23 protein-coding genes are annotated in these 19,853 nt (G+C 68.6%); 14 read left to right on the top strand and 9 right to left on the bottom strand.

The genetic code is table 11. The features are described from left to right. Positions 1-43 precede the first annotated feature (43 nt). Entirely contained in the window at positions 44-793 is a 750-nt protein-coding gene (locus AC1RNC_RS15530) for an SDR family oxidoreductase (protein WP_492887269.1), read from the top strand. A gap of 62 nt (positions 794-855) precedes the next feature. Here the strand turns inward: AC1RNC_RS15530 and AC1RNC_RS15525 are convergent, their stop codons facing one another. Further along, positions 856-1,239 carry a DUF2237 family protein gene (locus AC1RNC_RS15525; RefSeq protein WP_492839046.1) on the bottom strand — a complete coding sequence of 128 codons (384 nt, stop codon included), beginning with the start codon at positions 1,237-1,239 and terminating at the stop codon, positions 856-858. Positions 1,240-1,356: 117 nt separating this feature from the next. Between AC1RNC_RS15525 and AC1RNC_RS15520 the strand changes: the two genes are divergently transcribed. Both AC1RNC_RS15520 and AC1RNC_RS15515 read left to right on the top strand, forming a co-directional pair. Next, positions 1,357-2,253, top strand: a complete 897-nt coding sequence (locus AC1RNC_RS15520) for an HpcH/HpaI aldolase/citrate lyase family protein (RefSeq protein ID WP_492887268.1) — start codon at positions 1,357-1,359, stop codon at positions 2,251-2,253. A 10-nt stretch (positions 2,254-2,263) separates the two neighbouring features. After that, the gene (locus AC1RNC_RS15515) at positions 2,264-3,268 is read left to right on the top strand and encodes a hypothetical protein (RefSeq protein WP_492887267.1); all 1,005 of its coding nucleotides are present in this window, start codon (positions 2,264-2,266) and stop codon (positions 3,266-3,268) included. Here the strand turns inward: AC1RNC_RS15515 and AC1RNC_RS15510 are convergent. After that, positions 3,265-3,690 (bottom strand): HIT domain-containing protein, encoded by a 426-nt coding sequence (locus tag AC1RNC_RS15510; RefSeq protein ID WP_492887266.1) that lies wholly within the window; start codon positions 3,688-3,690, stop codon positions 3,265-3,267. The two genes, AC1RNC_RS15515 and AC1RNC_RS15510, sit on opposite strands and share 4 nt — an antisense overlap. Further along, positions 3,683-4,726, bottom strand: a complete 1,044-nt coding sequence (locus AC1RNC_RS15505; RefSeq protein ID WP_492887265.1) for a MaoC family dehydratase — start codon at positions 4,724-4,726, stop codon at positions 3,683-3,685. Before AC1RNC_RS15505 ends, AC1RNC_RS15510 begins: the two co-directional genes overlap by 8 nt. Before the next feature lie 135 nt (positions 4,727-4,861). Here AC1RNC_RS15505 and mdh point away from each other — a divergent pair, with 135 nt between their 5' ends. Continuing rightward, positions 4,862-5,824, top strand: a complete 963-nt coding sequence (mdh, locus tag AC1RNC_RS15500) for a malate dehydrogenase (protein ID WP_492839055.1) — start codon at positions 4,862-4,864, stop codon at positions 5,822-5,824. A gap of 170 nt (positions 5,825-5,994) precedes the next feature. Here mdh and AC1RNC_RS15495 read toward each other — a convergent pair whose 3' ends face one another. After that, the gene (locus AC1RNC_RS15495; protein WP_492887264.1) at positions 5,995-6,423 is read right to left on the bottom strand and encodes a CBS domain-containing protein; all 429 of its coding nucleotides are present in this window, start codon (positions 6,421-6,423) and stop codon (positions 5,995-5,997) included. A gap of 120 nt (positions 6,424-6,543) precedes the next feature. Between AC1RNC_RS15495 and AC1RNC_RS15490 the strand changes: the two genes are divergently transcribed. The 5 genes from AC1RNC_RS15490 (at position 6,544) to AC1RNC_RS15470 (ending at position 10,739) form a co-directional block, all read left to right on the top strand. Continuing rightward, a complete protein-coding gene (locus tag AC1RNC_RS15490; RefSeq protein WP_492887263.1) occupies positions 6,544-7,050 on the top strand; it encodes a DUF1993 domain-containing protein in 507 nt (168 codons plus the stop codon). Between the two features lie 402 nt (positions 7,051-7,452). Further along, a complete protein-coding gene (gene ffh, locus AC1RNC_RS15485) occupies positions 7,453-8,979 on the top strand; it encodes a signal recognition particle protein (RefSeq protein ID WP_492887262.1) in 1,527 nt (508 codons plus the stop codon). Between the two features lie 25 nt (positions 8,980-9,004). Further along, positions 9,005-9,529 (top strand): 30S ribosomal protein S16, encoded by a 525-nt coding sequence (gene rpsP, locus AC1RNC_RS15480; protein WP_492887261.1) that lies wholly within the window; start codon positions 9,005-9,007, stop codon positions 9,527-9,529. Between the two features lie 53 nt (positions 9,530-9,582). Further along, a complete protein-coding gene (gene rimM / locus AC1RNC_RS15475) occupies positions 9,583-10,149 on the top strand; it encodes a ribosome maturation factor RimM (RefSeq protein WP_492887260.1) in 567 nt (188 codons plus the stop codon). A gap of 20 nt (positions 10,150-10,169) precedes the next feature. Continuing rightward, positions 10,170-10,739 carry an NUDIX hydrolase gene (locus AC1RNC_RS15470; RefSeq protein WP_492887259.1) on the top strand — a complete coding sequence of 190 codons (570 nt, stop codon included), beginning with the start codon at positions 10,170-10,172 and terminating at the stop codon, positions 10,737-10,739. Between the two features lie 4 nt (positions 10,740-10,743). Here the strand turns inward: AC1RNC_RS15470 and AC1RNC_RS15465 are convergent, their stop codons facing one another. Continuing rightward, on the bottom strand, positions 10,744-11,598 hold the full coding sequence (locus AC1RNC_RS15465) for an acyl-CoA thioesterase (protein WP_492887258.1): 855 nt from the start codon (positions 11,596-11,598) through the stop codon (positions 10,744-10,746). 81 nt (positions 11,599-11,679) lie between these two features. Between AC1RNC_RS15465 and AC1RNC_RS15460 the strand changes: the two genes are divergently transcribed. Beyond that, positions 11,680-12,600 carry a histone deacetylase family protein gene (locus AC1RNC_RS15460; protein ID WP_492887257.1) on the top strand — a complete coding sequence of 307 codons (921 nt, stop codon included), beginning with the start codon at positions 11,680-11,682 and terminating at the stop codon, positions 12,598-12,600. A gap of 72 nt (positions 12,601-12,672) precedes the next feature. On the opposite strand, the gene AC1RNC_RS15455 is transcribed toward AC1RNC_RS15460, so the two are convergent. The 3 genes from AC1RNC_RS15455 to AC1RNC_RS15445 all read right to left on the bottom strand — a co-directional run bounded on the left by AC1RNC_RS15455 (position 12,673) and on the right by AC1RNC_RS15445 (position 13,907). Then, positions 12,673-12,771 carry a hypothetical protein gene (locus tag AC1RNC_RS15455; RefSeq protein ID WP_125159021.1) on the bottom strand — a complete coding sequence of 33 codons (99 nt, stop codon included), beginning with the start codon at positions 12,769-12,771 and terminating at the stop codon, positions 12,673-12,675. Positions 12,772-12,990: 219 nt separating this feature from the next. Next, complete coding sequence (locus AC1RNC_RS15450; RefSeq protein WP_099575234.1) at positions 12,991-13,410, bottom strand: PaaI family thioesterase; 420 nt, start codon at positions 13,408-13,410, stop codon at positions 12,991-12,993. Continuing rightward, positions 13,407-13,907: a PaaI family thioesterase gene (locus AC1RNC_RS15445; RefSeq protein WP_492887256.1), complete on the bottom strand. Its 501-nt coding sequence runs from the start codon at positions 13,905-13,907 to the stop codon at positions 13,407-13,409. The genes AC1RNC_RS15450 and AC1RNC_RS15445 overlap by 4 nt, the downstream gene beginning before the upstream one ends. 25 nt (positions 13,908-13,932) lie before the next feature. Here AC1RNC_RS15445 and AC1RNC_RS15440 point away from each other — a divergent pair, with 25 nt between their 5' ends. Next, complete coding sequence (locus AC1RNC_RS15440; protein WP_492887255.1) at positions 13,933-14,961, top strand: ligase-associated DNA damage response exonuclease; 1,029 nt, start codon at positions 13,933-13,935, stop codon at positions 14,959-14,961. Here AC1RNC_RS15440 and AC1RNC_RS15435 read toward each other — a convergent pair. Then, positions 14,937-16,109 (bottom strand): citrate/2-methylcitrate synthase, encoded by a 1,173-nt coding sequence (locus AC1RNC_RS15435; protein ID WP_492887254.1) that lies wholly within the window; start codon positions 16,107-16,109, stop codon positions 14,937-14,939. The two genes, AC1RNC_RS15440 and AC1RNC_RS15435, sit on opposite strands and share 25 nt — an antisense overlap. Before the next feature lie 74 nt (positions 16,110-16,183). Here AC1RNC_RS15435 and AC1RNC_RS15430 point away from each other — a divergent pair, with 74 nt between their 5' ends. From AC1RNC_RS15430 to rfaE1, 3 genes are all read left to right on the top strand, one after another. Then, on the top strand, positions 16,184-17,284 hold the full coding sequence (locus AC1RNC_RS15430) for a citrate synthase/methylcitrate synthase (protein WP_492887253.1): 1,101 nt from the start codon (positions 16,184-16,186) through the stop codon (positions 17,282-17,284). Between the two features lie 63 nt (positions 17,285-17,347). Further along, positions 17,348-18,277, top strand: coding sequence for a cation diffusion facilitator family transporter (locus tag AC1RNC_RS15425; protein WP_492839082.1), 930 nt, complete (start codon positions 17,348-17,350; stop codon positions 18,275-18,277). A gap of 31 nt (positions 18,278-18,308) precedes the next feature. Further along, complete coding sequence (gene rfaE1, locus AC1RNC_RS15420) at positions 18,309-19,760, top strand: D-glycero-beta-D-manno-heptose-7-phosphate kinase (RefSeq protein ID WP_492887252.1); 1,452 nt, start codon at positions 18,309-18,311, stop codon at positions 19,758-19,760. The last annotated feature ends 93 nt before the right edge of the window (positions 19,761-19,853 follow it).

Genomic DNA, 19,853 nt, shown 5'->3' with positions numbered 1-19,853 from the left:
GTGAAGGCGCATTGAGGAGACCGTCCCATCTGTGGAGGTCCTCATGCAAACCATCCTGATCACCGGCGCGTCCTCGGGCTACGGCCTCGAAACCGCTCGCTATTTTCTGGCCAATGGTTGGCGCGTCATCGCCACCATGCGCCGGCCCGACCTGAGCGCCCTGCCGCGTTCCGAGACCCTGCGCATCCTGCCGCTGGACGTGACCCAGCCGGACAGCATCGCCGCGGCTATCGTCGCCGCCGGTCCGATCGACGCCCTGGTCAACAATGCCGGGGTCGGTGTCGTCGGCGCGTTCGAAGCCACGTCGATGGCCCACATCCGCAAGGTGTTCGACACCAACACCTTCGGCGTCATGGCCATGTGCCAGGCGGTGATCCCGGGGATGCGGGCGCGCCGTTCGGGCGTAATCGTCAACGTCACCTCGACCGTCACCCTGGCCGCCATGCCGCTGGCCGCCACCTATACCGCCAGCAAGCAGGCCATCGAGGGCTTCACGGGGTCGCTGGCCCACGAGCTGGGTCATTTCGGCGTGCGCGTGAAGCTGGTCGAGCCCGGCTATGGCCCGACGACCCGCTTCAGCCAGAACACCGACGTCAAGGTCGAGGACATGATCCCGCCGGCCTATGCCGACTTCGCCGCGCCGATCTTCGAGAGCTTCGCCAAGCCGGCGATGACCACCCGCGAGATCGACGTCGCCGAAGCTGTTTGGGACGCCGTCGCCGACACCAAGGGCCGGCTGCGCTTCCCCGCAGGCGCGGACGCGGCGGCGCTTTTCAAGGCGCGGTTCGGCTAGAGCTCCGCGGTCCCTTTCACACCTTCAGCGGTCTCCGCGTGAAGCGGCGGAGCCGTGCGTTCTCACGCCGCCGCGTGATCCTTCAGCACCCCCAGGGTCACCACCGCCAGCATCTCCTCGTGGGTGGCGTCCAGCACCACCTGGGGCGCCATGCCGGCGTCGAGGGCTTCCTTCCAGCGGCCGGCGCACAGGCACCAGCGGTCGCCGGCCTTCAGCCCCGGGAAGGCCAGTTCGGGACGCGGCGTGGAGAGGTCGTTGCCCTGGTTCTTGGAGAAGGCCAGAAAGTCATCGGTCATCACCGCGCAGACGGTGTGCAGGCCCAGGTCGTGCGGCCCGGTCTCGCAGCAGCCGTTGCGATAGAAGCCGGTGACCGGATCCATCGAGCACGGGACGAGTTCGCCGCCCATGACGTTCCTGGCGCTCTTGTCGTATCGAGTGGTGCTCATGGGGCGATCCTAGTCCTGTGAGGAACGGCGCCAAGCCGCTTCCCGTACGGGGAAGGCTTTTGCTGCGTCGCAGCGATGCTAGGGTCGCACCAAGGACAAGAGAGCAGGGAATTTTCCGTGACCGACACCGCCATCCGCCCGCGCCGCAGCGCCCTCTATATGCCGGCTTCCAACGCCAAGGCCGTCGAGAAGGCCCGCACCCTGGACGCCGACGTGATCATCCTCGACCTGGAAGACGCCGTCGCGCCGGAGATGAAGCCGGCGGCGCGCGAGGCGGCGGTGGCGGCGGTCAAGGCCGGCGGCTTCGGCGCGCGCGAGGTGGTGATCCGGGTCAACGGCATCGACACGCCGTGGGGCGCCGAGGACCTGCGGGCCGCCGCCGAGGCCGGGCCGGACGCGGTGCTGGTTCCGAAGGTCAGCGACGCCGCGGAGGTCCGGCTGTACGACCAGCACCTGAACGCCGCCCCGCCCGCGACCCGGCTGTGGACGATGATCGAGACCGCCAAGGCCGCCTTTCACCTGTGGGATATCGCCGGCGCGGTCCATGGCACGCGGCTGTCGACCTGGGTCATGGGCGTCAATGACTTCGCCAAGGAGATGCGGGCTCGCCAGACGCCGGACCGCGCGCCGTTCCTGCCACTGCTGACCCTGTCGGTGGCGGCGGCGCGGGCCCACGGCCTGAACATCCTGGATGGGGTGCACAACGACATCGAGGACCTGGAGGCCCTGGAGGCGGTCTGCGTCCAGGGCGTCGACTTCGGCTTCGACGGCAAGACCCTGATCCATCCCAAGCACCTGGAAATCTGCAACCGGGTGTTCTCGCCCTCGCCGGACGACATCGCCTGGAGCCAGGCGGTGATCGCCGCCTTCAACGCGCCCGAAAATGCTGGCAAAGGAGCTTTGCGGGTCGACGGCAAGATGGCCGAGCGCTTGCATCTGACGCAGGCGCAGCGTCTTGTCGCGGTGGCGCAGGCCATCGCGGGACGCGGGGCAGACGCCGAAATGGGGCGCTAGAAGGTTTCGTATGCGGGCTCGGGCTATCGTTCTTTCCGTCGTCTTGCTGGCCAGCCCCGCGCTGGCGCAACAGACCCCGGCGACGGTCCCGCCCGCGGGCTATGTGCCGACCTTCGGGACCCAGGCCGCGCCGCCTGCCGCTCCCGCGCCTCCGGTCGGAGCGCCTGTCCTGGACTCGTCGCAGATCCCGCAGGCTCTCGATCCGATGGCCGACCTGATCTCGCAGAGCGGCCAGGCGGTCGACGAAGAGACCGCCGAGACCGCCGCCAACAAGCCCGCCGCCAAGCACCGGGCCGCCGTCCTGCCGATCCCGCCGCCGGAGCCCGAGGCGCCGATCGGCGGCGAGCTGACCAAGGCCCAGGTCTACGAACTTCGGGTCAAGGGCTCGATCGCGGCCGCCCAGAACCTGCAAGGCCCGCTGGACGGCGGCTGGCGGATCGTCGGCAACGACGGCGGCCAGCTCTACGCCCTGCAGATCGTCGACAAGGCCGGCGGGTATGGCGAGCTGGAAGGCGCCTGGCGTGATGTCCGCCGTCCGGGGGCCGTCGGCTCGACGGGGCTGATCGACGACCTGCGCCGCGACGGCGACGTCGTCGTCGTCCGCTTCAGCCCCAAGGGCGGCCAATCCACGACCCTGACCCTGCGTCCGTCCGGCTACGAGCGATGGTCGGGCGAACTGGTCGAGAACGGCGCGACCCAGGCGGTCAACGCCGAACACATTCTTCCGCAGGCTCCGCCCGGCTACGAAGGGCAGGGGCGCGGGCCTTATGTCTGGCCGCCGCGCGTGGTCGCCCGTTCGCCGGCCCCGGCCGCCGCCGCCCCGGCCTGCTCGACCCGGGGCAAGAAGGGCAAGGCCCTGAAAGCCGCCAAGGCCAAGTGCGCCGCCGCGGCCAAGAAGGGCGGCAAGGCCTCGGCCCTCAAGAAGGGCAAGGGCGGCAAAGCCAAGGCCACGACCGGGAAGAAGGGCAAAGCGACGGCGGCCAAGAAGGGCTCGGCCAAAAAGAAGAAACGTTAGGGCCTCAAGGCGTCCCGCGCCGCCGCGATCGGGGCCGCGAGGCCCTCAGCGGTATAGGTGGCGGCCGGGCTGTGGCCCCAGACGGGACCGGGCCAGGCCGGATCGCCCTTTCGACGACCCACGACGTGGACGTGCAGCTGGGCCGTGACATTGCCCAGCGCCCCGACGTTCAGCTTGTCGACCGCCAGGCCCAGCACCGTCCCGACCGCGCGAACGGCGGTTCCGGCCAGGACGATCTCCTCCATCAGCTGGATCCGGTGAGCCGTCTCGAGGTCCTCGATCTCCCGCAGGCCGGGCTGGCGCGGGACCAAAACCAGCCACGGATAGCGGGCGTCGTCGTGCAGACGCGCCTCGCATAGCGGCAGGTCGGCGACCTTGTGCGACGTGGCGACGAAGGCCGGGTCGAGCGAGAACTCAGCCACGTTTCGGAACCGCCGCCCAGTAGTCGAAGTCGAGAATGACGCCTGGATTGTAGGCCTCGCCCTCCTTGTCCGGGAAGTCGTCGCAAAGCCGGTCCTTGGTCGCCACCAGCCGCAGGCGCAGGGCGCCGATCGAGCCCAGATCGGCCTTGTCCAGCACCTCGCTCCAAGCGAACACCGTGCCGCCGGCGAAGAACGGGGCCACGTGCCGCCCGCCGTTGATCGCCAGGATCAGGCCGGCGTTCTGCAAGCCGTTGAACGACAGCGCCTTGGCGGTCGAGATCACCACGCCGCCATAGATCAGCCGCTTGCCCGACGGGTCCTTGGCCCGCTCGAACTGGTTAAAATGGACCTTGGCCGTGTTCTGCCACAGACGGGTGGCCATCTGGTGCTCGGCCTCCTCGATCGCCATGCCGTCGACATGGTCGATCTTCTCGCCGATCGCATAGTCCTCGAAGGCGTGCGGCGCGCCGGCCAGGGCCCAGTCATAGCCGCTGAAGTCCAGACCTTCGGGAACCGCCAGATCGGCCGGGGCCACCGCCGCCGACAGGGTCGGGACCGCCTGCTCGGTGATCTCGGCGCCCGGATCGCGCTTTCGGACCATCACCCAGCGGACATAGCTCAGCACGGCCTCGCCGCGCTGGTTGGTTCCGGTCGTTCGCACATAGACGACGCCGGTCTTGCGGTTGGAGTTTTCCTTCAGCCCGATCACGTCCGAGACGGCGCTCAGCGTGTCGCCTGGAAACACCGGGGCCAGGAAGCGGCCCTCGGCGTAGCCCAGGTTGGCGACGGCGTTCAGGCTGACGTCCGGCACGGTCTTGCCGAACACCACGTGGAAGGCGATCAGCGGGTCGACGGGGGCGGACATAAGGCCGCAGGCCTTGGCGAACTCGTCCGACGAGAACAGCGAGAAGCGTGGGCCGTAAAGCGCCGTGTACAGCGCGACATCGCCCCCCGTGATCGTCCGGGGCGTGGCGTGGACCAGTCTCTGACCGAGACGGAAGTCCTCGAAGAAATGGCCTGGATCGGTCTTGCTCATCCCCGGTGCTCCTTATCGCTGTTCAGCCATCTTTGCCGCAGTGCAGCGAAACCGGAAAGAGGGCTTGAGGCCGAGCCGCGACGGGTCTAGACCGCGCCCCGACATTCCACTGTCCACAGCCTTGATGGAGACCCCATGGCTCGCGCGAAGATCGCCCTTATCGGCGCCGGCATGATCGGCGGCACCCTGGCCCACATCGCCGCTCGCGAAGAGCTGGGCGACGTGATCCTGTTCGACATCGCCGAAGGCACCCCGCAGGGCAAGGCGCTGGATATCGCCGAAGCCTCGGCCGTGTTCGGCAAGGACGTGACCCTGAAGGGCGCGAACGCCTACGAGGACATCGCCGGCGCCGACGTCTGCATCGTGACCGCCGGCGTGCCGCGCAAGCCGGGCATGAGCCGCGACGACCTGCTGGGCATCAACCTGAAGGTCATGAAGGCCGTCGGCGAAGGCATCAAGGCCCACGCCCCGAACGCCTTCGTCATCTGCATCACCAACCCGCTCGACGCCATGGTCTGGGCCCTGCAGCAGTTCTCGGGCCTGCCGAAGGAAAAGGTCATCGGCATGGCCGGCGTTCTCGACTCGGCGCGCTTCGCTTACTTCCTGGCCGAAGCCACCGGCGTGTCGGTCGAAGACATCCACGCCTGGACCCTGGGCGGTCACGGCGACGACATGGTGCCGATGGTCCGTCACTCGACGGTCGGCGGCCTGCCGCTGCCGGAACTGGTCAAGCAAGGCTGGCTGACGCAAGAGAAGCTGGACGCCATCGTCGAGCGCACCCGCAAGGGCGGCGGCGAGATCGTCGCCCTGCTGAAGACCGGCTCGGCCTTCTACGCCCCGGCCGAGAGCGCCATCGCCATGGCCACCTCGTACCTGAAGGACAAGAAGCGCGTCCTGCCGTGCGCCACCTACCTGACCGGCCAATACGGCCTGGACGGCCTCTATGTCGGCGTGCCGGTCGTCATCGGCGCCGGCGGCGCCGAAAAGATCGTCGAGTTCGAAACCAACGACGCCGAGAAGGCGATGTTCGCCGCTTCGGTCGCCTCGGTTAAGGGCCTGATGGAAGCCTGCAAGGCCATCGACAGCTCGCTGGTCTAAGCGACCCTCGATCCAAGAATGACGAAGGGCGGCTCCTCGCGGGGCCGCCCTTTTTTCTTTGTTCGAAAACCCCGCCCTTCGACAGGCTCAGGGTGAGGTTTTCTACAGCTGAGCGCCTGCCCTCGTCCTCATCCTGAGCTTGTCGAAGGACGGGGAGGACGCAAGGGCGGCTATTGCGCCTCGTCGGACTCCTGCGAGATCTCCTCCAAGGTCTTGCCGACCTGCTTGGCGCCGTAGTCCTTGGCGACGTCGCCCAGCGAGAGAATTCCGGTGAGGCCGCCGGCGTCGTTCAGCACGATCAGGCGACGGACCTGATGGTTGGCCATCTTGGCGGTGGCGTCGGCCAGGACGTCGTCTTCCTTCACGCTCAGCACCTCGCCGTCCGACATGGCCTCGGAAATGGGGCTGTCGAAGCTGCGGCCCTCGGCGACCACCCGCAGGACGATGTCGCGGTCGGTGACCACGCCCACCACCTTGCCGTCGTCGACCACGGGGACCACCCCGCTTTCGACCTGGGCCATGGTCTGGGCGACCTGGCGGATGGTATCGGAGGGACGGGCGACCGAGACCTGGCTGGTCATGGCGTCGCTGACTTTCATGGGGGAGCCTCGTGGGTTGGAATTGCGAGGCTGTAAAACCCTCAGCTTGGTCCAACCGTTCCGCTTCCGATCGTCACGGGGCGCGCCTATCTAGGCGCTTCCCCTTTCGTGGAGCTTCCCATGGCGATCTCTATCCATCAGGCCAGCGTGCCCGTGTTCACCCAGGGCCTGAAGGGTCTGAAGGGCGTGCTGACCAAGGCCGCCGCCGTGGTCGAGGCCAAGGGATGGGATCCGGACGCCCTGCTGAAGGCGCGGCTCTATCCCGACATGTTCCCGCTGATCCGCCAGGCGCAGATCGCCACCGACTTCGCCAAGGGCTGCTGCGCGCGCCTGGCCGGGGCCGAGGTTCCGGCCTGGGATGATGTCGAGACCAGCTTCGCCGAACTGATCGCCCGCATCGACCGGGCCATCGCCTATGTCGAGGGCCTGGATCCGGCCGCCTTCGCCGGCGCGGAGGATCGCGACATCACCCTGACCCGCCGCGGCGAGACCAGCGTGGTCAAGGGCCTGGTCTATTTCCAGACCCAGGCCATGCCGAACTTCTTCTTCCACATCACCATCGCCTACGCGATCCTGCGCCACAACGGCGTCGAGGTCGGCAAGCGCGACTTCCTGGGCACGGCGTAAGTCCACCCCAATACCCAACCGTTTCCCCGGCGAAAGCCGGGGCCTAGATCTCGAAGCGCCGGGGATGATTGGATCGGCGCGGCGTTCATAGCGCCCGCCCCGGCGCTCTTCCATCTGGGTCCCGGCCTTCGCCGGGAAGACGGATTGAAGAGGTGCTTTTGACTCTTTCAGCTTTTTGAGACATAAGCCCCGGCTTCCGGCGCTTTATCAGCAGCGCCTCCACCGTCACGACCCCGGCCTGTTAGCGCAGGATCCATCCGGACGAGGACGGCGAGGACCCCCATCGACGTGATCGTCCATGGGGGCTGATTGCGTTTGGCCACCGCCTGCTCGCGAGCAGGCGGAGCCTTAAGGGGTCGAGCATGACGTCCGTCATGCGCGGGGATTTAACCAGGGTTCGACATGTTCGACGGCCTTACAGAGCGACTTTCCGACGTCTTCGAACGTCTTGGCGGTCGCGGCGTGCTGTCCGAGAAGGACATCGACGAGGCGCTGCGCGAGGTTCGCGTCGCCCTGCTCGAGGCCGACGTCGCCCTGCCGGTCGTCAAGGACTTCATCAGCAAGGCCAAGGAGCTGGCTTCAGGCGAAGCGGTCATTCGTTCGGTCAAGCCGGCCGACCAGGTGGTCAAGATCGTCTATGACGGCCTGGTCGACATGCTGGGCGGCGAGCAGCCGACCGGCCTGAACCTGGCGCTGAATCCCCCGTCGGTGATCCTGATGGCTGGCCTGCAGGGCTCGGGCAAGACCACCACCACCGGCAAGCTGGCCCTGCGCCTGTCCAAGACCGAGCGCAAGAAGGTGCTGGTCGCCTCGCTCGACACGCGTCGCCCGGCCGCCATGGAACAGCTGGCGACCCTGGCCAAGCAGGTCGAGGTCGAGAGCCTGCCGATCGTCCCCGGCCAGAGCGCCCAGGACATCGCCAAGCGCGCGATGAGCGCCGCCAAGCTGGGCGGCTACGACGTCCTGATCCTCGACACGGCCGGCCGCACCACGCTGGACGAGGCGATGATGAGCGAGGCGGCGGACATCGCCCGCATCGCCCAGCCGTCCGAGACCATCCTGGTCGCCGACAGCCTGACCGGCCAGGATGCCGTGCGCACGGCCAAGGCGTTCCACGAGCGCCTGCCGCTGACAGGCCTGATCCTGACCCGCGCCGACGGCGACGGCCGTGGCGGCGCGGCCCTGTCGATGCGCCACGTCACCGGCCTGCCGATCAAGTTCCTCGGCGCCGGCGAGAAGATCGACCAGCTGGACGTGTTCGACGCCCGCCGCGTCGCCGGCCGCATCCTGGGCCAAGGCGACGTCGTGGCGCTGGTCGAGAAGGCCGCGGCCGACCTCGACCATGCCGAAGCCGAGCGCATGGCCAAGAAGCTGGCCAAGGGCAAGTTCGACCTGGACGACCTGTCGGCCCAGCTCTCCCAGATGCAGAAACTGGGCGGCATGGAAGGCATCATGGGCCTGCTGCCCGGCGTCCAGAAGGTCAAGAAGCAGATCGCCGAGAGCGGCATCGACGACAGCATCTTCCGTCGCCAGCAGGCGATCATCAGCTCGATGACCAAGGAAGAGCGCAAGAAGCCCGACATCCTGGCCGCCTCGCGCAAGCGTCGCATCGCCGCCGGTTCGGGCGTCGACGTCGCCGAGGTCAACCGTCTCCTCAAGCAGCACCGCCAGATGGCCGACATGTTCAAGGCCATGTCCAAGGACGGCGGCAAGGGCATGGCCCGCATGGCCCAGATGATGGGCGGCGGCGACATGGCCCGTCTCAAGAATTTGGGCGGCGGCAGGATGCCCCAGCCCGATCCCAACGCAGCGGGGGGCCAAGGCCCCTCGGGGCTGCCCGGTCTGCCGGGCCTCGGGGGCGGCGGCGACGCCAAGCCCAACCCTCTCTCCGGCCTGGGCCTGCCCGGCTTCAACCCGTTCAAGAAATAGAACTTTAGACCAAGGACTACCTCAAATGCTGAAGATCCGTCTCGCCCGTGGCGGCGCCAAGAAGCGTCCGTACTACTCGATCGTCGTCGCCGACAGCCACTCGCCGCGCGATGGCCGTTTCATCGAGAAGGTCGGCACCTACAACCCGCTCCTCAAGAAGGACGACGCCAACCGCGTCACCCTGAAGGTCGAGTCGATCCAGGAATGGCTCAAGAAGGGCGCCCAGCCGACCGACCGCGTCGCCCGCTTCCTGGCCGCCCAAGGCCTGACCACCTGGGCCCACGGCAACAACCCGCAAAAGGGCGCCCCGGGCAAGAAGGCTCAAGAGCGTTCGGCCGAGCGCGCTCAGCGCGAAGAAGACCGCAAGCAAGCCGAAATCGACGCCAAGGCCGCCGCCGAAGCCGAGAAGGCCGCCGCCGCTGAAGCCGCTGCCGCCGCTGCCGCTGAAGCCGCCGCCGCTCCGGCCGTGGAAGAAGCTCCGGCCGCTGAAGCCGCTGCCGAAGAGGCCCCGGCCGCTGAAGCTCCGGCCGAAGAAGCTTCGGAAGGCTAAGGGTTCCAGCGCCGTCGTCTCTTTCGAGGCGACGGCGCGACTCTGTCCGCGTGATGACCGCCTCTCCCGAAGATCCGCTGATCCTGGTCGGCCGCGTGGCCGGCGGCTTCGGCGTGCGCGGCGAGGTGCGGATTTCGACCTATACCGAAGACCCGATGAGCATCGCGGCCTTCAAGAGCTTGAAGCGCCAGGACGGCACACCCGCCCTGACCATCGCCTCGGCCCGCAAGACCAAGGACGGCGTCGTCTGCCGCTGTTTGGGGATCGAGACCAAGGAAGCCGCCGACGCCCTGCGCGGCCTTCGTCTCTATGTCCCCCGCTCGGCCCTGCCGCAGCCCGACGAGGACGAGTTCTATCTCACGGACCTCGTGGGTTTGACCGTCCGCCACATTCAGACCGACGTCCTGCTGGGCCGCGTGAAGAGCGTCCAGAATTTCGGCGCCGGTGACATTCTCGAGATCGCCCCGGACCTGGGCGGTCCGACCTGGTACCTGCCGTTCACGCGGGCGGCCGTGCCCGAGGTCAAGATCCCCGAAGGTCTGATCCTGGCCGATCCGCCCGCCCTGGTCGGCGAGCCGGAAGGCTCCGCCGAAGACGAAGAGCTGGGCGACCGAGACTGACTTTCGGCGAGGAGCCAGTGATGTCGGACGGAAAATGGCGGGTCACCGCCTCGCGCGTCGTTCACAAGGACCGCTGGATCAGTCTGCGCGCCGACGACTGCGTGACCGATGAGGGCGCGGTGGTCGCGCCCTACTACGTGCTGGAATATCGCGACTGGGTCGAACTGGTGGCCCTGGACGCCGAGAACAACGTCCTGCTGGTGCGCCAGTATCGTCACGCTTTGGGCGACATTTCCACCGAGCTTCCGGCCGGGGGCATGGACGCCGACGAGACCGATCCGGTCGAGGCCGCCCGCCGCGAACTGCTCGAGGAAGCCGGCTGCGCGGGAACCTTGACCCTGCTGGGCGAGACCCGGCCCAACGCCGGGACGCACACCAACCGCATCCACATCATCCTGGCGCGCGACGTGGCGAAGGTCGCCGAGCCGAAGGACGACCCCCACGAACGGCTCGAAAGCCTCTGGGTCCCGGCCGCCGAGGCCCTGCGCATGGCGCTGGCCGGCGAGATGACGGTGGGCATGCAGGCGGCCTCGCTGTTGCGCGGGCTCGCCGCCGCCGGCGTGGCCAGGATCGAGGCGGTTCAGGCCTGAAGGCCTACTTCCGCACCCGCATCAGACATTCCTGGGCCACCGAGGCCAGGAGCTTGCCGTCCTGGCTGAACATCTGGCCGCGCACCAGGCCGCGCCCCTGCGAAGCGTTGGGGCTGTCTTGCGCGAACAGGGTCCAGCCGTTGAAGTCGAACGGGCGGTGGAACCACATGGCGTGGTCCAGGCTGGCGGCCTGCAGGCCCGGCGTCGTCCAGATCAGGCCGTGCGGGCGAAGGGCGCTTTCCATGAACGCCATGTCCGAGGCGTAGGCCAGGGCGGCCTGCTGCATCTTCACGTCGTCGCCCAGCGGGGCCTTGGCCCGCATCCAGACGTTCTTGGTTCCGGACTTCTTCACCGGCGCGACCGGGTTCTGCTGGTCGACCCAGCGGATGTCGACGGGACGCGGCTTGCCGACCATGGCCAGCATCTTCGGATGGATCTGGTCGCCCAGGCTCTTGAGGAACTCGACCTCGGTCGGCAGGCTCTCGGGAGCGGGCGCGTCGGGCATGTCCGACTGGTGCTCGAAGCCGTCCTCCGGCGTCTGGAACGAGGCGGCCAGGTTGAAGATCTGCTCGCCGTGCTGGATGGCGGCGACGCGGCGGGTGGTGAAGGTGCCGCCATCGCGGGCCCGCTCGACTTCGTAGAGCACCGGGGCGTTCACATCGCCGGGGCGGATGAAATAGGCGTGCAGCGAGTGACAGACCCGGTCCGGCACGGTCTTGTAGGCGGCCAGCAAGGCCTGGGCGATCACCAGGCCGCCGAAGATGCGCGGGAAGCCGTCGTTCGGGCTGACGCCGCGGAACAGGTTCACCTCGATCGGTTCGAGGTCGAGGATATCGGCGAGGTTCTCGGTCGTCTGCATGGCGCAGTGCGATAAGCCGCGTTTTGCCGCGCTGCAAGACGTCACCTTGCGTCAGGCCGTCGCGGTCACCATCGTGAGATGATGCGTCCCGTCCCGCCCGTCATCCATCACCCCGCGTTTCGCGCCGAGATGCCGGTTGGGCATCGCTTCCCGATGGACAAGTTCTCGCGCCTGGCCACCGTGCTGGAGGCGGAGGGCGTTCCGGGCCTGGACGGCTTCGCGAAGCCGGAGTTGATCGATGTCGAGACCCTGCTGTTGGCCCACGCCGAAGACTATGTCCGGGGCGTGATCGAGCTGTCTCTGCCGGCCGACGTGGTCCGGCGGATCGGCATGCCCAACACCGACAGCGTCGCCACACGGGCGAGGGCGGCGAGCGGCGGCACGCTTCTGGCGGCGCGCCTGGCGCTGGAGCAGGGGATCGCCTGCAACACGGCGGGCGGCAGCCATCACGCCTCGGCCGAGAGCGGCGCGGGGTTTTGCGTGTTCAACGACGTGGCGGTGGCGGCCCGGCGGCTGCTGGCCGAAGGCGCGATCGGCAAGGCCCTGGTCGTGGACCTCGACGTTCACCAGGGCGACGGCACGGCGCGGATCTTCGAGGGCGATCCCAGTGTCTTCACGCTGTCGATGCACGCCGAGAAGAACTTCCCGCATCGCAAGGCCACCAGTGATCTCGACATCGAACTGGCCGACGGGACGGGCGACGCGGCCTATCTGGAAAAGCTGGGGGAGATCCTGCCGGCGCTGCTGCGCGGCGTCCGGCCGGACATCGTCTTCTTCAATGCGGGAGTCGATCCGCACACGGACGACAAGCTGGGCCGCCTGTCGCTGACCGATGAGGGTCTGGGGCGACGGGAGGCCTATGTCCTGGGCGCTTGTCTTTCTCTCGAGATCCCCGTGGTCGGGGTCATCGGCGGCGGCTATGACGCGGATATCGATCGTCTGGCGGGCCGCCACGCCATCCTGCATCGGACGGCGAAATCTCTTTATTCTTCGGTATCTTAGTCGTTCGGTTTGTCGCCATCTCCGTCGAGGCGGCCCTTGCGGGCGGCCCGACGGAGGTTAAGCGGCGATCACTTACAGGCTCGAAGCGAGCGAACCGGCGATGATGACGAGCGGCAGAACCGCGAGAACGAGCGAGGCGAAACCGGCGACGGCGTTGGTCTTCATGGTCATGGTCTTGATCCCTGTTTTTCTGTTGTCCGGCGCCCGTTGGCGTCCGGTGATCAGGGATATAGGCGCGGACCCTCGTTAATGCACGTTACTCATGCTTCATGACGCCGATTTAAGAAACTTTGTCGCACCTAAACGGCATTACAGAGGATTAATGTGGTCGTGGAATTTAGTTTCCTGGGAAACATTATCCTCTGAGACCATCGTTCCGGTCCCTGACGATTAATCATCGCTGGGCGCGACGAGGAAGAGTCCCCGCATCGTCGCGATCGGGGCCGAACGCGTTTCCTGCCAGGCCTCGACATGGACGTTGGCGATGCGGCGGCCCAGCTTCTTGATGCTGGCGCGGGCATAGGTGGTCAGCGGCCGGCCCGAGCGAAGATATTCGATCGAGACGTCGATCGTGCGCGGCTGGCGCTTCATCGGCGCGGCCACGGACAGCTGGGCCAGGGCCGTCATCTCCATGAAGGCCCCCAGCACGCCGCCGTGGATGGCGGGCAGCATCGGGTTGCCGACGATGTGCTGGGCGAACGGCAGGATGGCGGTCATCTCGTCGCCGGCCAGCTCGGCCTTGATCCCCAGGAAGCGGGCATAGGGGATGGAATCCAGCATCGAGACCAGACGCGTGTCGATGTCGCTCATTGGCCGGCGCTCCCGGTCTTGGCCCGCGTCTCGCGCGGCGGCTTGAGGTTGGCGCCCGGCTTCTTGCCGGCGCTGCTGTCGAGCATGAAGGTCGCCTGGGCGGTGGCGACGGGGTTCTCGGGATCGCGGTCATAGGCCACGGCGCGGACGAAGGCGACCGAGCGGGTCAGCTTGTAGCAGTGGGCTCGGGCCATGACGTCCAGGCCAGGTTCGGCCGCGCGCATGTAGTCGATGCGCAGATCCAGGGTGGCGATCGAGGTGAAGGTCTCCATGGCCGCGTGCACCGCCTGGCCGCTGGCGTGGTCCAGCAGGGTGGTGACCACCCCGCCGGCGATGACCCCCGTCTCGGGATCGCCGACGATCTCGGGGCGGTAGGGGACCTTCAGGATGGCGACCGCGTCGCCGATCTCCAGGGTGGTGAAGCCCAGCGCCTTGGCCTGTGGGCTGCCCTCGTTCATCGCCGTGGCGATGAGTTTTGTCTGCTCGTGATCGCTCATGCGGATAGGCTTAGCGCCATAGGCGTTGTCATATCCAGACGTGATCAAGCCAGAAGACCTTCTCTGTCCCCGGCCGGACGGCCTCTACTGTCCGCCGGGAGACTTTTACATAGACCCCGTCCGCCCCGTGGACCGGGCCGTGATCACCCATGGCCACGCCGACCACGCCCGCGCCGGTCACGGGACGGTGGCCGCCACGCCCGAGACGCTGGCGATCATGGCCACGCGCTATGGCGAGGATTTCACGGGCCGGCGCCAGGCCGTTCCGTATGGCGAGACGATCACGCATAACGGCGTCGATGTGACCCTGGTGCCCGCCGGCCATGTGCTGGGTTCGGCCCAGGCGGTGGTGCGCTGGAAGGGCCTGACCATGGTGGTCTCCGGCGACTACAAGCGCCGCCGCGACCCGACTTGCGCCCGCTTCGAGCCCGTGCCGTGCGACGTGTTCATCACCGAGGCGACCTTCGGCCTGCCGGTGTTCCGCCATCCCGACGACGCCGGCGAGATCCGGAGCCTGCTGGCCTCGGTCGAGCAGTTCCCCGAGCGCTGCCACATCGTCGGGGCCTACGCCCTGGGCAAGGCGCAGCGGGTGATCCGGCTGCTGCGCGAGGGGGGCTGGGACAAGCCGATTTTCGTCCATGGGGCGCTGGAGCGGCTGAACGCCCTGTACGAGGCGCATGGCATGGAGCTTGGCCCGCTGGCCCCCGCCACCGCTTCGGGGCCGAAGGACGCCTTCGCCGGCCAGATCATCGTCGCGCCGCCCAGCGCGGTGGCCGACCGCTGGTCGCGGCGGTTTCCGGACCCGGTCGACTGCTTCGCCTCGGGCTGGATGCGGGTGCGGGCGCGCGCAAGGCAGCGAGGCGTCGAGCTGCCGCTGATCCTCTCCGACCATGCCGACTGGGACGAGCTGACGGCGACCTTGAGCGAATTGCGTCCCGGCGAGGTCTGGATCACCCACGGCCGCGAGGAAGCGCTGGAGCGCTGGTGCGAACTGGAAGGTCTGCCGGCCCGGGCCCTGCGGCTGGTCGGCTACGACGAAGAGGAGGGTGAATAGCCCTCCGGCGCCGCGCCGACATAGCGCGCCCTTGGCCTGATCAACCGTCCTGTCTGCAACTGCTCGATCGCATGCGCGGCCCAGCCGGCGCTCCGGGCGGTCGCGAACAGGATGAACGGCGCGTCCGGCGGGAGCCTGAGCGTCCGGGCCAGGGTCACAAGCGCGAAGTCGATATTCGGCGCGAGACCGGTCGCGGTCTCGGTCGCCTTGCGCAGGTCGGCCAGCAGGGGCGGGGGCTCGAAGGCGGCCAGCAGCGCCGCCGCGCGTGGATCGCCGTCGGGATACAGCGGATGGTCGAAGCCCGGCATCGAGGCGCCGCGCGCGAGTCTGGCGGACACGGCATGCTCGCCATCCCGCCGCTCGGCCTCCTCGACGAAGGCCTCGACCCGGGCGGCCATGCCGCCGTGCAGGGGTCCCGACAGCGCCGAGAGTCCCGCCAGGCAGGCCGCCGACAGCGACGCCCCGGTCGAGGCCGCCACCCGCGCGGCGAAGGTCGAGGCGTTCAGTTCGTGATCGGCCAGCAGCACCAGGGCTCGGCGGACGAGATCGGCGCCGTTGGCGTTCAGCCCCCAGGCGGCGGCGAAGCGAGCGTGCGCCGGGCCTTCCCCTGTCTGGCCGGTGGCGGCGTCGACCACGGCCTCCAGCAGGTCGGCGGCTTCCATGGCCAGGGCCAGGGGCGCGCGGCCCCGGGCGGGCGGTTCTCGGCCGGCGCGGGCGGCCAGGGTCAGGAACATTCGGGCGCGGGCGCTGTCGGCGTCGAGCGGTTCCGGGCGGCGAGAGGCCTTCAGGGCCGCGCCATGGCCCCCACGCAGCAGCCGGCCGACGTTCTCGAGAGTCTGGCCTTGCTCGGCGAGGTGAACGGCGTCGCGGCCGCGATACCAGAGCCGGCCGCCGGCCACGGTGGTGATCGCCGAGGGCAGCACCGGCTCGCCCCAGGCGATGGCCTCGGCCGCGACGTCGGCGGCGCGGCGGCCGCGGGCCTTCTTCTGGGCCAGGGCGGCGACGTCCGAGGCGCGATAGAGGCTGCGGCGAGGGTCGCGCGGATGGGCGGCGGCCTCGATCCGGCCCCGGCTGACATAGGCATAAAGGGTCTGCGGCCGGATCCCCAGCCGTTCCAGAACCTGATCCGCGTCGAGCCAATCCGCCACATAGATTGATTATATTGATCAAGATTGACGATCAAGCTGGGGCGTCCTTTTTCAGCGACGAAAGGAGACCGCACATGTCCGATGGTCTTGAGGGCGTCATCGCCGCCCGCACCGTTCTGTCCGATGTCGACGGCGCCAGGGGCCGCCTGGTGATCCGAGGTTACGCCGTCGAGGATTTGTCGGGCCACACCCGCTATGAGGAGGCCGCTCACCTGCTGTTCGACGGCTTCTTCGAGGACGCCCAAATGGACGTGGGAATGGGCGATCTGGCCCCAGCCCTGGGCGAAGCCCGGGTCCGCGTCTTCGCTGAGGTCGCGGCCCTGGACGAGGGCCTGGCCCGCCGCGATCCGGTCGAGGCCATGCGCGCCCTGCTGGCCCGCCTGCCCGACGGCGACGACCTGCTGACCGCCCTGCTGCTGATCGCCGCCCCGGCCGTCTTCACCCCCGCTGTACTGCGTGTCGCGAAGGGCGAGAGCCCGGTCGCGCCCGATCCGGCCCTGTCGCACGCCGCCGATATCCTGCGGATGACGCGCGGGACGCCCGCCACCGACGCCGAGGCGGCCGCTCTGGACGCCTATCTGGTCACGGTCTGCGACCACGGTCTCAACGCTTCGACCTTCGCCGCCCGCGTGGTGGCCTCGACCCGCGCCGGCCTGACCTCGGCCGTGCTGGCCGGGTTGTCGGCCCTGAAAGGCCCGCTGCACGGCGGCGCGCCGGGACCGGTGATCGAGATGCTGGACGAGATCGGAACGCCCGAGAACGCTCGTCCTTGGTTGGAGAAGGCTCTGGCGCGCGGCGATCGGCTGATGGGCTTCGGCCATCGCATCTATCGCGTCCGGGATCCTCGCGCCGACGCCCTGAAGACGGCCGTGCGCAAGCTCGCGGCGGCCTCGGACAGCCTGCCCGGTCGCCTGGCCTTCGCCGAGGCCGTCGAGCAGGCCGCCCTGGAAATCCTGCGCGAGCACAAGCCCGACCGGCCGCTGGACACCAATGTCGAGTTCTATACGGCGCTGCTGCTGGAGGCGCTGGGCCTGCCGCCGTCCAGCTTCACCTGCGTCTTCGCCATGGGTCGCGTCTCCGGCTGGCTGGCCCACGCCCGCGAGCAACAGGCGGGCGGTCGCCTGATCCGGCCGCAGTCGATCTATGTGGGACCCGAGGTGCGCGCCGCCGCTTAGAGCGTTGCGCGCTCGCGAGTCGTTCGCGCTGGGCAGACGAAACCGCCTTGCTAAAGTGCGGCCATGACTCTCTCCGCCACTTCGCCCGAAACGCGCGCCGCCACTCGTCGCGTGGCCCTCTTGTCGGTCGCGGTCGCGGCGATCCTGATCGTGGTCAAGGCGATCGCCTGGCGGATGAGCGACTCGGTGGCGATCCTGGCCTCGCTGTCGGATTCGGCCCTCGATCTGGTCGCGTCGCTGATCACGGTCTATGCGGTGCGCTACGCGGCCGAGCCGCCGGACGCCGAGCACCGCTTCGGCCACGGCAAGGCGGAAGCCTTTTCCAGCCTGATGCAGGGCGGCCTGGTCTTCGCGTCCGGCGCCCTGATCGGACGGGAGGCGATCGGCGCCCTGCTGCATCCGCGTCCCGTCCAGCACGGCCTGGCCGGCGTGGTGGTGATGATCGTCTCGATCGGCCTGACCCTGGCCCTGATCACGGCCCAGACCCGGGTGGTGAAGGCCAGCGGCTCGATCGCCATCTCCGGAGACCGGGCCCACTACGCCGCCGATCTCGCCTCGAACGCCGTCGCCTTGGTCGGCGTCGGCGCGGCGACATGGCTGGGCCTGGCCTGGATCGATTCCGCCGCCGGCTTGCTGGTGGCGCTGTGGTTGATCTGGGGCGCGATCGGTGTCTTCCGCGAAGCTTCGGCCCAGTTGATGGACCAGGAACTGCCCGAGACCGAACGTGAGCGGATCGTGCTCCTGGCCACCACCGATCCGCGCGTTCTGGGCGTTCACCAGTTGCGCACCCGCGCTTCCGGTCCTTACGTCCATATTCAGATGCACGCCGACCTGGCCGCCGACATCTCGCTGGCCGAGGCGCACACCATCATCGTGGCCGCCGAGAACCGGCTTCTGGAGGCGTTCCCGTCGGCCGACATCATCATTCACCCCGACCCCAGGGGGCTGGCCGAGAAGCACGGCGGCGTCTTCGCCGAGACGGTCGAGGGTTGAGTTCTCCGAGCCGGTGAGAGTACGGAACCGTATGGACGACGCCCTCTCTCACCTCCCCCGCGCTTTCGCCGACAAGACGGTGCTGGTCCTCGGCGACGTGATGCTGGACCGCTTCATCTACGGCGCGGTTGACCGCATCTCGCCCGAGGCGCCGGTGCCGGTGATCGCGGTCGAGAAGGAAACCGCCATGCTGGGCGGCGCGGGCAATGTCGCCCGCAACGTCGCGGCCCTCGGCGCCAAGGCGGTGCTGATCGGTCTGGTGGGCGAGGACGACGCCGGCGCGGCCCTGCGCGGCATGATCGACGCCGAACCGGGCCTGGAGGCCGAACTGGTCATCGACGCCCAGCGGCGCACGACCGAGAAGGTCCGCTACATCTCCGGCTCGCATCAGATGCTGCGCGTCGACCGCGAGGATCGTGGTCCGGGTGACGGCGCGGCGCTGCTCTCCGCCTTCAAGGCTCGTCTTTCCGCCGCCGACGTGGTGGTGTTGTCCGATTACGCCAAGGGCGTGTTGACCGCCGAGGTGGTGCGCGGGGCGATCGCCGCCGCCCGCGCGGCCGGCAAGCCGGTGATCGTCGATCCCAAGAGCCGCGACTTCGCCCGCTACGACGGCGCGACTCTGATCAAGCCCAACCGCAAGGAGGCCGCCGAGGCCACCGGCATCGTCGACAACTCGGACGAGGCTTCGGAAGACGCCGGCGCGGCGATCCTGGCCATGGCGCCGGCCCTGGAGGCGGCCCTGATCACGCGTGGCGGGGCCGGCATGACCCTGTCGGTGCGCGGCCAGCCGCACGTTCATCTGCCGGCCACGGCGGTCGAGGTGTTCGACGTCTCCGGCGCCGGCGACACCGTGGCCGCGACCCTGGCCCTCGCCGTGGCGGCAGGCGCGAGCCTGGCCGACGCCGCGCACCTGGCTAACCTGGCCGGCGGCCTGGTCGTCGCCAAGCTGGGCACCGACGTCGTCACCGCCGCGGAGCTGACGGCCGTGGCGGTCTCGATCCAGGGCGAGCCCGGCGAGATCAAGATCGCCGACCGCGAGCAGGCCAAGGCGATCGTCGAGGGCTGGCGCGCGCGCGGCCTGAAGGTCGGCTTCACCAACGGCTGCTTCGATCTGCTCCACCCCGGTCATGTCTCGCTGCTCAGCCAGGCCAAGGCCGCCTGCGACCGGCTGATCGTCGGCCTCAACACCGACGCCTCGGTCTCCAAGCTGAAGGGGCCGAGCCGGCCGGTGCAGAAGGAGCAGGGGCGCGCCACGGTGCTGGCCTCGCTGTCGTCGGTGGACCTGGTGGTGCTGTTCGGCGAGGAGACGCCGCTGGCGCTGATCGAGGCCTTCCGCCCAGACGTACTGGTCAAGGGCGCGGACTACACGGTCGAGACGGTGGTCGGGTCCGATGTCGTGCTCGGCTACGGCGGCAAGGTTATTCTGGCCGAGCTCAAGCAAGGCCAGAGCACGACCAATCTCATTGCTCGGATGAACAGCTAAATCTGAGAAAGAGCCGCACAAAGGCCTGCTTTTCTTGGGTAAACCCCGTTCGGCAATCTCTTGTTAAGCAAAGCGGCGCATCGCTCTTTCGAT

The organism is Caulobacter sp. GW822-FHT01G02 (genome assembly GCF_058802865.1).
Note: the sequence above shows the minus strand (reverse complement) of the source record. Positions and strands in the feature narration are given on the sequence as shown.